12 protein-coding genes and 1 pseudogene are annotated in these 12,440 nt (G+C 37.0%); 3 read left to right on the forward strand and 10 right to left on the reverse strand.

The features are described from left to right. Positions 1-2 precede the first annotated feature (2 nt). Genes CUN60_RS08640 through CUN60_RS08650 form a run of 3 tightly spaced genes read right to left on the reverse strand, consistent with a single transcriptional unit; the run spans position 3 to position 2,395 of the window. Positions 3-188, reverse strand: coding sequence for a hypothetical protein (locus CUN60_RS08640; protein ID WP_102951652.1), 186 nt, complete (start codon positions 186-188; stop codon positions 3-5). Positions 189-203: 15 nt separating this feature from the next. Further along, positions 204-2,105, reverse strand: a complete 1,902-nt coding sequence (gene feoB, locus CUN60_RS08645) for a ferrous iron transporter B (RefSeq protein WP_102951653.1) — start codon at positions 2,103-2,105, stop codon at positions 204-206. Positions 2,106-2,107: 2 nt separating this feature from the next. Further along, a complete protein-coding gene (locus tag CUN60_RS08650) occupies positions 2,108-2,395 on the reverse strand; it encodes a FeoA family protein (protein WP_102951654.1) in 288 nt (95 codons plus the stop codon). A gap of 262 nt (positions 2,396-2,657) precedes the next feature. Between CUN60_RS08650 and dapE the strand changes: the two genes are divergently transcribed. From dapE to trmB, 3 genes are read left to right on the forward strand one after another with little or no spacing between them, the layout of a single operon-like run. Next, positions 2,658-3,797 carry a succinyl-diaminopimelate desuccinylase gene (gene dapE / locus CUN60_RS08655; RefSeq protein ID WP_102951655.1) on the forward strand — a complete coding sequence of 380 codons (1,140 nt, stop codon included), beginning with the start codon at positions 2,658-2,660 and terminating at the stop codon, positions 3,795-3,797. Beyond that, a complete protein-coding gene (gene pcnB, locus CUN60_RS08660; protein ID WP_102951656.1) occupies positions 3,790-5,142 on the forward strand; it encodes a polynucleotide adenylyltransferase PcnB in 1,353 nt (450 codons plus the stop codon). The genes dapE and pcnB overlap by 8 nt, the downstream gene beginning before the upstream one ends. Then, positions 5,135-5,821, forward strand: a complete 687-nt coding sequence (gene trmB, locus CUN60_RS08665; RefSeq protein ID WP_102951657.1) for a tRNA (guanosine(46)-N7)-methyltransferase TrmB — start codon at positions 5,135-5,137, stop codon at positions 5,819-5,821. The genes pcnB and trmB overlap by 8 nt, the downstream gene beginning before the upstream one ends. Before the next feature lie 124 nt (positions 5,822-5,945). On the opposite strand, the gene hemN is transcribed toward trmB, so the two are convergent. From hemN to CUN60_RS08695, 7 genes and pseudogenes are all read right to left on the reverse strand, one after another. Then, positions 5,946-7,340, reverse strand: a complete 1,395-nt coding sequence (hemN, locus tag CUN60_RS08670; RefSeq protein WP_102951658.1) for an oxygen-independent coproporphyrinogen III oxidase — start codon at positions 7,338-7,340, stop codon at positions 5,946-5,948. A gap of 69 nt (positions 7,341-7,409) precedes the next feature. After that, positions 7,410-8,438: a DUF2157 domain-containing protein gene (locus CUN60_RS08675; protein WP_158649363.1), complete on the reverse strand. Its 1,029-nt coding sequence runs from the start codon at positions 8,436-8,438 to the stop codon at positions 7,410-7,412. Positions 8,439-8,556: 118 nt separating this feature from the next. Further along, positions 8,557-9,555: a 3-deoxy-7-phosphoheptulonate synthase gene (gene aroF, locus CUN60_RS08680; protein WP_102951660.1), complete on the reverse strand. Its 999-nt coding sequence runs from the start codon at positions 9,553-9,555 to the stop codon at positions 8,557-8,559. Further along, positions 9,545-10,312: a tryptophan synthase subunit alpha gene (gene trpA / locus CUN60_RS08685; protein ID WP_102951661.1), complete on the reverse strand. Its 768-nt coding sequence runs from the start codon at positions 10,310-10,312 to the stop codon at positions 9,545-9,547. The genes aroF and trpA overlap by 11 nt, the downstream gene beginning before the upstream one ends. Continuing rightward, positions 10,299-11,768 carry a tryptophan synthase subunit beta gene (trpB, locus tag CUN60_RS08690; RefSeq protein ID WP_425266154.1) on the reverse strand — a complete coding sequence of 490 codons (1,470 nt, stop codon included), beginning with the start codon at positions 11,766-11,768 and terminating at the stop codon, positions 10,299-10,301. Before trpB ends, trpA begins: the two co-directional genes overlap by 14 nt. Beyond that, positions 11,751-12,023: pseudogene (locus CUN60_RS13455) on the reverse strand (phosphoribosylanthranilate isomerase); the annotation flags it as partial. The gene trpB and the pseudogene CUN60_RS13455, both read right to left, overlap by 18 nt. A gap of 49 nt (positions 12,024-12,072) precedes the next feature. Beyond that, positions 12,073-12,426: a hypothetical protein gene (locus tag CUN60_RS08695; protein ID WP_102951663.1), complete on the reverse strand. Its 354-nt coding sequence runs from the start codon at positions 12,424-12,426 to the stop codon at positions 12,073-12,075. Positions 12,427-12,440: the final 14 nt, after the last annotated feature.

Genomic DNA, 12,440 nt, shown 5'->3' on the forward strand with positions numbered 1-12,440 from the left:
TCTTAGCCTATTCTCTTTATTGGAATACTTTTAAACTGGCGAACTTTATTTTCGTTACAACCGCTACTACAACTAGAGCAACCATTACTAGAACAACCGCCTGATGATTTTCTAAAAGTCTTATAAAGAAAAACTGATGCAAGAGCAACTATTATTCCCATGCTACAAAAATCAATTAAATTACCCATATCTTCCTCCAAATTCTAATGTATAAAGTGTTGTGCCAAATTAAATACTACCAATGACATTAAATAAGCAAGCATCATCTGGTAAATAAACATGATTGTTGGCCATTGCCATGAGTTAGTCTCACGCTTAGCAACTGCCAGAGTTGAAATACATTGCGGAGCAAATACATACCAAGTAATAAGCGATAACGCTGTTGGTAACGTCCATGCATGTTGTAATACAACAGTCAAACTTTCACGAATTGCATCATCATTGGCACCACTTAAAGCAAAAATAGTCGCAAGCACAGACACAGCAACTTCACGCGCAGCCATACCCGGAATCAGAGCAACAACAATTTGCCAGTTAAATCCGATTGGTCTAAATAATGGCTCTAAAAATTTACCAACAATACCAGCAACACTATAATCGATTGCCGGACCTGTCGCATGCTCTGGTGGTAAAGGAAATGAAGATAAAAACCAGATAACAATCATTACGGACAAAATTATTGTACCTGCCCGACGAAGAAAAGATTTAGCTGGCTTGATTAACTCCAGAATAACATTATACAAATTTGGTGCCTTATAGCTTGGCAACTCAAGAATCAATGGCTGACGATCTCCCTTAAAGAAAAACGTCTTGAAGATAAATGCCATTATCAGTCCAAAAATAATACCTGCGGCAAAAAGGGCAAACATCACCAAGCCCTGTAAATTAGCAAAACCCCAGACTGTTTTAACTGGAATAAAAGCACTGATCAGCAAGGTATATACGGGAAGTCTGGCTGAACATGTCATCAGTGGCGCAATAAGAATAGTTACTAACCTATCCTTACGATTCTCGATTGTTCTCGTTGCCATAATACCAGGAATGGCACAGGCAAAACTAGAAAGAAGAGGGATAAAAGCACGCCCATGTAGCCCTACTCCACCCATCAACTTGTCCATAAGAAACGCAGCACGCGCCATATAGCCCGTATCTTCAAGTAAAATTATAAATAAGGAAATTGTAAGTATTTGCGGTAGAAAAACTATCACCGACCCAACACCCGCAACAATTCCATTAGCAATCAAGCTGACAAGAAAACTATTAGGGTTGAGTGCTGCCACATACGCCTGCAAGCTATCAAACATATCCTGCAACCACCCTTGTGGAATTGTAGCCCAACTAAATACAGCCTGAAACATACAAAATAGAATTGCGAGAAGGATAAATAGCCCTAAAACAGGATGAAGAAATAATTTATCAAGTCTGGCAGACCACAATGATGGCATGCCCTTACGTTTTTCTATTGCTTTTATTATCGAATGAACTTCTTTATGATACTCTCTCACCATTTCACGATCAGGTTCCTGCCATTTATTAGCAGTAACTTCTAGTTGATTATATCTATCAACTTCAGCAACAAGATCAGTCACTCCGGATTTCTTTATGGCACAGGTAGGAATTACCGGGCAATTTAATAAGCTGGATAACTTCTCGACATCATATTCAAAGCCACGTAATTTTGCAAGATCTATCATATTGAGAGCAATTACCACTGGTATCCCAGTTTGTTTTAGCTCAAGCACAAGCCGTAAACTACCAGATAGATTGGTTGCATCAACAACAGCCATTATTAGATCAATAGAATTTTCTTCTTTAAACTGATTAAATACTACATCACGGGTAACTCTTTCATCCGGGCTTCGCGAACGTAAGCTATATGTTCCAGGTAAATCAACCAGCGTTACCAAGGTATTATTCGGCGTTTTAAAATAGCCGTGTTTTTTCTCCACTGTAACGCCAGAGTAATTTGCCACTTTCTGGCGACTACCCGTTAAGGCATTAAAAAGAGCTGTTTTTCCACAATTAGGTTTACCTACCAGTGCAATTCTCAGATGTTTGCTATTTTCAAGATTTATTTCACTGTTTGTATTAGCTGCTATACTCATATTTATTTAGTTTCTAACTGGTTAACCAAAATAATCTCTGCTTCATTCCTGCGAATAGCAACAGTTATTTCACCATCATTTAGCTGCAATGCTATTGGATCTTTTTTTATCAATCCAAAATGCATAACCTTGATGCGCACACCCTCAATAATCCCAATCTCAAGCAGTCGGCGCTCAAGCTCACCTGCTTCAAGTTCAACATTATGTGGCAATAATGCCTCATCAATTTTTTCCACCACCCCAGACATCCCTACCTTTAGTTTTGCCAGAGATATTAATTTATTATCCATAGTAAATAGCCATAATAACTGTATTTTATATAGGGACAATTATACATGAGAATGATTCGCAAATGCAACTATTTTTTAAACTTTCTAATAATAAAAACATAAAGAATAACAGCAATCAATCATTCGTTATATAGTAGCATCTTCAGAATAAAAGAAAATGATACTTGTATTAAACCATAACTAACGAATTATTGAAAAAATGACTAACACCAGATTTATGTTAAAATCTGATACTTAATAATAATGCCAAGAAATAGAGAATATGCTCCTAACAGATCCAGTTGCAATACTAGCTGAACTCATAAAGATGCCATCAGTAACACCAAACCAAGCTGGGACAATTGATTACATTGAAGAAATCATCCAAAAAATTGGTGGAGATATAAAAAGAGTTGATTCAAATGATACCACCAATCTATTAGCAACAATAGGAACAGGCAAAAAAATTCTGGCATTTGCTGGACACGTTGACGTAGTTCCTAGTGGTAGTCATGATAAATGGCTTAATGGTAGTCCTTTTGAATTACAAAGACATAATGATGAGCTCATTGGGCGCGGAGTAGTTGATATGAAAGGGGCTATCGCTGCTTTTCTTTCAGCCCTGATTGAATTCAATAATAAAGCAGCTCCTGAAGATTATCAAATAATGCTGATCATAACTTCTGATGAAGAAGGTCCTGCTACTGACGGCACTATCAAGATCGTCAAAAAACTGCAACAAGAAAAAGTTCAACTAGATTATTGTATAATTGGTGAACCAACAAGTAGCAAAGTATTTGGAGATACAATTAAAGTTGGTAGAAGAGGCTCACTAACTGGCGAATTAACAATTTTTGGTAAACAAGGGCATATCGCCTATCCTGATTTATGTATAAATCCGATTCACAAATCATTGGCAGCACTTAATGAATTGGTTCAAATTAAATGGGACGAAGGAAATCAACATTTCCCGCCAACTTCTCTTCAGTTTGCCAATCTAAATGCTGGCTTAGGTGTAACAAATGTAATACCTGGTCAATTAACTACCAATTTTAATTTCCGCTATAATACGGTTCATAACTCAGACTCTTTGATAAAACAAACGGAAAGCATACTAAATAAATACCAGCTCCAATATACAATTAACTGGAAGCATTCAGCTAAACCATTTCTGACAAAAGTTGCTGGACTAGTCGATATAGCGACTGAAGCAATTAGAGAAGTATGCAAGATTACCCCGGAACTAAAAACCGATGGTGGGACATCAGATGGAAGATTTTTAATTGATGTCAGCAATGAGTTAATTGAAATTGGTTTACTTAATGCAACAGCACATCAAATTAACGAAACAACTACTGTTAGTGATTTAACCCAGTTAACAGCAGTATATAATAGCATTTTACATAAGGCTTTTTATGGCTAAAAAAACTGTAACTGCGAGCAAACTCAATATTGACCGTACGATGGTTGATAAAGATGCGTTAACAGTAATCGAAAAACTTCAGAGTAATGGTTTTGCAGCCTATATTGTTGGTGGTGGCATCCGCGATTTACTGCTAGGAAAAAAACCCAAGGATTATGATATTGTAACCGATGCTGAACCCGAGAAAATCAGAAAAATCTTTAGTAGAAATTCGCTAATAATCGGGCGCCGCTTTAAACTGGTACATGTAATATTTGAACGTCATGATCCTGAGCGCAGTGCTAAAAATGGTTACCCGACATTTACCAAACATATTATTGAAGTTTCAACCTATAGAAGTAAAAAAGTTCATAATCATGCTGTAAGTGAGCACGGGCGGATTCTAGTTGATAATAACTATGGAACTATTAATGAAGATGCTTTTCGCCGCGATTTTACGATAAACGCACTATACTATGATCCAATTGCCGAAGTAGTTATTGACTATCATGATGGGATTAAGGATATTGAAAACAAAACATTACGCATAATAGGTAATCCTCACGAACGTTATCTGGAAGATCCAGTAAGGGTTTTACGAGCGATTAGATTGTCTGAAAAACTAAATCTAGCCATTGATGAAAATACCTATATAAATTTTCGTAATGTAAAGCACCTCCTTATCAATGAGCCCAAAGGACGACTATTTGAAGAAATGGTTAAAATCCTCATGTCTGGAAGTTCAGTTAAAATCATAGTTGAATTACATGAACTCGGTTTACCAAGACGTGTGTTTAATTTATTTGACAAGATTATGTTTCACGCAAGACCAGATGAATTTGCACTGGAAGTCATGCAAAGAACAGATAACCGAATAAATGATGGCGAAGATGTGTCCCTAATTTATATACTATCAGGACTTTTATGGCAAACAGTAAACCATTTCTGGGATCATGAGAAAGTCATTGGCGCCCATTTCCGTCAAGGACTTATTGATGCAATCGCTAAAACCAAAAATCTGATATTTAATAGCGGTATAACCCGAAATCTCTATACAGGAATGCGTGATATCTGGTTATTACAACTTGAATTTGAATATCCAGGGATTACACGAATTGATCATCTCCTAAAACATAATCGATTTAGACAAGCACTACATTTGTTTAACTTACGCAATGATTTCCATCAAATTAATAAAGAAACACATGATTGGTGGGATAAATACTTGCTTGCTGAGGAAAATGAATTACGTCTTGAATTATTGAAAAAACTACCCAAGAGTGAAGAGCAAAAAACCAATAAGAAAAAGAAACGCAAACGGCGCAAAAAAAGAAATACTAATGAGATAGAGAATTTTAATGAGTAATGAGACTATTCAGCGGGAAATAAAGAGCTATGTTCTAAGGCAAGGCAAAATTACCCCAGGGCAAAAAAATGCCTTGGAACGTTATCTGCCTATTTATGGAATTAACTACCAACAGACAACTGTTGACCTTAATAATTATTTTGGCAGAAGCAATAAAAGAGTAATTGAAATTGGCTTTGGAATGGGACATGCGACTTGGCAGATTGCAAAGAATAATCCAGATATAGATTACCTAGGAATAGAAGTCCACTTACCAGGCGTTGGTGCCTTATTAATGCAATTAGAAGAACATAAAGTACAAAATCTGCGCGTTATTCGTCATGATGCTGTCGAAGTAATCAAAAATATGATTCCAGATAACTCAATTCACGGTTTTCACATATTTTTCCCTGATCCTTGGCATAAAAAACGCCATCATAAACGACGAATAATCCAAGATCATTTTGTCGAATTATTAGCTCAAAAATTACATACAGGTGGATATATACATCTAGCTACTGATTGGGAAGATTATGCAATCTGGATGCTGGAGATCCTAAATCGACAAAAATTATTAAAAAACAGTTCACCTAGTGGAGATTATATTGCTAGACCAGAGTATCGTCCACTTACCAAATTTGAAAATCGAGGAATAAACCTCGGACATGGAGTGTGGGATCTAGTTTTTGAAAAAATCTAGATCCTAAAATTTGCCTTATCAAGCATAAAAGAGGATATCAAGGTAATAAATATCTACCTTAGAATATAAACTGGCAAATACTGTTAACGGTACTAACTATCAATAACCTGAGTGGTAACGCTAATTAAATGACTTTGGAATAGCGACTCTGGTCTCGCTGTTGGCGTAAATATTTGTCAAAAATCATTGCAACATTGCGAATCAGGAATCTACCTTTATTAGTAACAGTAAACTTGGAGCTATCAATCTCGATTAGCCCTAACTCACTGATTTTTTGTAATTCAGGAATCTCATTCGCAAAATAATCAGAAAATTCTACTGCAAATTGTGATTCAATATTGGCAAATTCAACGCTAAACTGGCACATAATCTGCTGAATTACATAACGGCGGATAATATCGTCATTATCTAGTAATAGCCCACGTAAAATCGGCAACTGACCATTATCTAGAGTTAGATAATAACTATCGAGATCTTTTACATTCTGGTAGTAACTATTACCAATAAAACCAATTGAGGAAACGCCAAATGACAACATATGCGTATCTGCAAAAGTAGAATACCCCTGAAAATTTCGCTGTAAGCTACCATTTTCAAGTGCGATAGCCAATTCATCATCCGGCAAGGCAAAGTGATCCATACCAATAAATTTATATCCGGCAACTGCTAGTTTTTCGACACTTTCCTGCAAAATTGTAAGTTTATCTTCACTCGATGGTAAATCTTCTTCTTTGATTCGGGTTTGTGACATAAATAATTGAGGAATATGCGCATAGTTAAATAAAGCAATCCGAGCTGGTCTTACTTCTTTTATAACAGTATCAATAGTTTTAGCAAAGCCAGTTACCGTCTGCAACGGTAAACCATAAATAAGATCAATGCTAGTTGACTTAAACCCAAGCTGGTTGGCTTTATTAAGCACCCTTAAAGTATCCTCAAGAGGTTGAACTCGATTCACTGCTTTCTGGACTTTGTAATCCAGATCCTGGACCCCAAGAGAAACCCGATTAAATCCCATACCATACAAGGCATCAACAAATTCATCTGTCACATGCCTTGGATCAAGCTCCATTGCAATTTCTGAAACATTATTCAAATCAAAATACTGATGAACCAGTTGCATTATTGTCTCAACTTCATTTATTGCAAGCCATGATGGAGACCCCCCACCAAAATGTAATTGGATAACAGGTAATCTTTTTCCATTCAATAGCTGTCCATATAGAGCAAATTCCTTTGCCAGATACTCCAGATAAATGGTAATCTGATTCCGATTATTGGTAATTATCTTGTTACAGCCGCAATACAAGCAAAGAGTATTACAAAATGGTATGTGTATATATAAAGAAATTGCCTCATTAAAATCAGCAGTAAAGACTTTTTTTAACTGCTCCAGCTGGCTTTCGCGATTAAAATCAAACGAAAACCTATCGGCAGTTGGATAAGATGTATAACGCGGAGCATTGGTCTGGCAGTTTTCAATTAACTTACGGTCAAATTCTATTTTATTATAATTCATTGTCAATGGTTGCTTAAATTAATATCCGAAATTATATACTATCCAAGCAAAGGGCAACTAAATATGTTCTTAATCATGTGGACGTAATCTTTCTGGGAGTAAGTTGCTATAATGATTAACAAACTTACTCTCAATTTTACTCCAGTAATATGCTAATAACATTATAAAAAAACCTGTAGCGACCAGAATAATTGAAAACCAGATACTATTTGGAGATAAGTCAGCAACAAACCAAAAAACACCAACAGCCCCTAAAATAGCAAAAAATCTTCTTTGCAAAATAACTGCCATCACCAACAGAAATAGATTAATCAAAAGATAAATCGTATGCCCTATAATACTAAAACTATCATTAATAGCACTAAGCCCACCCCAAAAAGTTATTAATGCAAATAGAAATAACCAGAATAATTTTGCCGCTAATTTTTCATCTGCTTTATAGTCGATATAGGTTAATATGATTAGCTCCACCCCACCAAAAAGCATAGAAAACCATGCTCTGGCAATCAAATCAAACGTGGTAAGCCCGGATAAGATCTGAAATAGATCCATACTCAAATACCAAAGAGTAATGGAAACTGGAAATAAAATGAACCCTAGCTGATATCGATAGTATAAAGCTGCACCTGCAATTAAAGTAGCAAACTCCATTGGCAACCATGCTGCTTTTACAAGATAATGGTATTCTTTATAATGACTTAAATTTTGTGGTAGTAGGTGCATTAGTAACTGCAAATTATAGACTAACAAAGGCACATTGACTAAAGCAATTGCAGCCATTATACCAGCGGGTATGAATTGCCTTTTGTGAAAAGATAGATTTGTCAAAAACAGGCTGCCAGTAAAAAGGCAAAGGCTGATTAAAAGTAACGGTACTCCCTCCATATTATCCCAATTACTGCCAACAAATATTGTTAATGCAGATATCGTCAACAATCCACCAAGATAATATAAAAGATGGGTAAATTTAAATTTAGTTATAGAATCATTGTCAGTTATGAATAATTCAAGAAGCTTTTTTGCTTGTGATTCTTCAAGCACCCCAGAAACTACCGCATTATTTAAAATATTTTGGATAGTCTTAAGATTAAAACTCATCAAACTTCCTCCTAAAACCATCCATTATTTTATTATGTAAATAAATTAGAATGAAGATAATTGGGGGCACACTAGGTACAAAGCAATAACCAAAAAGCTTCAATCTATTTTAGTATTGTTATTCAAGTGCAGCTTTGATTTTCCTAACCTGTTTGGTAAGTTCAGCAAAAGTTTCAAAGCTTAATGTCTGCTTGGCATCAGAAATTGACTTATCTGGATTTGGATGCATTTCAACCAATATACCATGTGCACCTGCAGCAACCGAAGCCCTTGCCATTGGCAATACCAGCGAACGAACTCCGGTACCATGACTTGGATCGGCTACTATTGGCAAATGAGTTAATTGTTGTAATGCCGGAACCGCATTTAAATCTAAAGTATTTCGGGTAAAGGTTTCAAAAGTACGAATACCGCGTTCACATAGAATCACATTCGGATTACCCGATAGCATGATATATTCAGCTGCCATTAATAGCTCTTGATAAGTTGCAGCAAAGCCACGCTTTAAAAGCACAGGATTTTTGATTTTACCCAGCTCAGTCAGTAAGCCATAGTTTTGCATATTGCGTGCACCAATCTGGATTACATCGAGGTATTTACTAGCTACTTCAAGCTGGCTAATCTCCATTACTTCAGAAACAGTTACTAGATCATACTTAGCACCGATTTCAGCAATCAATTCAAGCCCAGGCACGCCCATACCTTGAAACTCATATGGCGATGTACGTGGTTTATATGCCCCACCACGTAAGGCATGAGCACCATTTTCTTTAGCTACTTTGGCACAAGCTTCAAGCTGCTCACGTGATTCAATCGAGCACGGCCCGGCAATGATGAATAATTCTTTACCACCAATTTGTTTATTTTTGATAGTAATTATCGTATCACTGGCTTTGGTCTGACGACTGGCAAGCTTGAAATTGGCAGTTAAAGGATGAACTTTAGCAACATTGGGTAATTCAGCAAATGCCTCAGTTACAACCAAAGAATCAATCCCACCAATAATTGCTAAAATATTCGCATCACTTTCAACAACCCGAAAGCCCATATTTTCAAGACGTTCGATTAATGCCTGTTTATCCAGATAATTGGTATCGGCTTTTAATTCAAGCAACATTATATAATCCTTGTGTAATTTTGGTTAGTTCTGCTGGTGTTACGTTATTAGCAATCTGTTTTACCAGATATGAGCCAACTACACAGCCATCCGCCACTTTTAGAATATCGCTTACCATTTGCGAATTAGAAACACCAAAGCCAACCGCTATTGGTAATTTAGTAACTTCGCGAATCGAATCAAGATGGGTAGCCAAATCTTCCGGCAAGCCATCACGGGTTCCCGTTGTTCCTTTCTGACAAGCATAATAGACAAAGCCATTATCAAGTCCAGCTAAGATAGTTTTTATCCGCTTTTGCGTAGTTGATGGCGCGACAACAGTTATTGGGCTAATCCCATAAACCTTACACCAGTGACGTAATTCCCCAGCTTCTTCATAAGGTAAATCTACGACTAATACTCCATCAGCTCCTGCATCTTTAGCTTTACGAATAAATTCTGCCAGATTCGTCTGAATCGGATTATAATAAGTAAAAAGAATTATTGCAACTTGATTATCTTGGCTACGAATTTTACTTACGATTTCAAGGCTAGTATCAACAGTGGTATTATGTTCTTTTAAGGCACGTTCCATAGCTGCCTGAATTACCGGACCATCGGCAACCGGATCTGAATATGGAATACCAACTTCGAGGAGATTAACCCCACCTTTTACTAAGGCAACAAAATTTTCAACACTTTTAGCAATACCGCCATCACCAGCGGTCAGATAAGCAACTTTGGCTTTATTGGCAAATGCCATATTAATTCGTGACATGTACTAACTCCCGTGCTAATAGTCCGGGTAAATCTTTATCTCCCCGTCCAGATAAATTAACTAATACTTTACAGTCTTTAGGTAAGTCTTTGGCTACTTTCATTAAATATGCCAAAGCATGCGATGATTCCAATGCGGGGATAATCCCTTCGGTGCGTGTCAGTAACTGAAATGCTATTAATGCCTCATCATCAGTTGCCACATCATAATGCGCCCTACCCGTTGCATATAAATCAGCATGCTGCGGCCCAACCGCCGCATAATCAAGCCCGGCTGAAACCGAATGAGTATCAGCAATCTGCCCATCCTCAGTCTGTAAAACATAGGTACGATTACCATGTAATACTCCAAGCTTACCTGATTGGAAGCGGGCGGCATTTTCACCGACCTTAACTCCATAACCACCAGCTTCAACCCCAACTAATTTAATCTTCTCATCGGGGATAAACTCCTGAAATACGCCAATAGCATTTGAGCCACCGCCAACACAGGCAATTACCATATCTGGATCACTACCCACTTGTTCATTATATTGAGCCTTGGCTTCCCTACCGATTACTGCCTGAAATTCGGCACAAATTTGCGGAAATGGATATGGCCCAAGCGCAGTCCCCAAGCAATAATGCGTTGTCTCATAACTAGCCGCCCAATCACGAAGCGCCTCATTAACCGCATCTTTTAGCGTAGCACTACCATCGGTTACTGCGACTACTTTAGCGCCAAGTAAGCGCATTTTAGCCACATTTGGCGCTTGGCGTTCAACATCAACTTGCCCCATATAAACCACACATTCCAATCCAAGCATGGCACAGGCAGTTGCGGTAGCTACTCCATGCTGTCCGGCACCAGTTTCAGCAATAATTCTGGGTTTACCCATTTTTTTGGCAAGTAAACATTGTCCAAGAGCATTATTGATTTTATGTGCCCCAGTATGAGTTAAATCTTCACGCTTTAAGTGTACTGATGTAAGCCCGATTGCTTTAGCAAAATTTTTAACCTCAGTTAAGGCAGTTGGACGCCCGACGAAATTCTTAAGTAAATTTAAGTACTCAGCCTGAAATTCCGGACTATGCATAATAGTTTTTACGGCATCGATCAAATCTTTTAATGGTTCAATCAATAATTCAGGAACATACATTCCGCCATAAGCACCATAATAAGTTGGACGAATAACTGCTAAAAATTCACGGATTTTGGCAAAATCTTTTACCCCTCGGCTAATTTCAACGCCTGAAGATAAATCAACCCCAGTTGGCGCATATTTATCTATTAGTCCAGATACATTATCTTTATCTAGCCCACCAGCTAAAAACCATCTAAACCCAGTTTCTTCTGGCTCAATTTTTTCATATAGGATAAAGTCTTTAGCTACATCAAGGCATTCCGGTAATGGCTTACCATCAGCAACATAAATAATCGGTTTATGCGTAAAGTTACTTACTCCGCTTCTTGGCAAATCACCGTGTAATTGAATTACGTCCAAATTAAGCTCTTTATCAATCTCAGCAATTTTCTCCGGGGTTTCATCAAAAAACACCCCGACCACCTTGGTTGGATAATCTTTTACCACGGCAGTAATCTCTTTGGCTGTAGCTATATCAATCTGCCTCGGTGAGTGACTGGTAAATAATAAACCGATAAAATCAACACCACTAGCGGCAACTTTTCGCGCCATTTCCGGCTCACGGATTCCACATATTTTAACTAACATTTTCTATCCTTATTTTTATTATCGCTTGCAATATAAACACCAAACTAAATTAATCTTTATTTTTATACTTTTCTAAGAAACTTATTGTCAAATTCAACTCTTCTAATATTCGTGGAAACTGACCCGGTACCTTTTCCCATTTTGTTTTTAAGCTTACAAGTGTTCGATATGAAAAAGGGTAGTAGCGTTTAAAATTTCTTAGTTCATAAAGTATAGCTGTTTGTCTATCAACATACATCCTCTCTTTTTCATCTTCAGGCTGAACCAATTCTTTAATAAGTTTATGATAATTTTCAAACTCTTTAAGGTCTTGATCTCTTTTTCTAGTATCAAAATATCTATAAGCCGTCCAAATAAATGTAAGTAACCCAATAATAGTACTAACAATGAATTTAATATCCATATCAATAAACACTC

This window comes from Aquella oligotrophica (genome assembly GCF_002892535.1).
Lineage (GTDB): Bacteria > Pseudomonadota > Gammaproteobacteria > Burkholderiales > UBA11063 > Aquella > Aquella oligotrophica.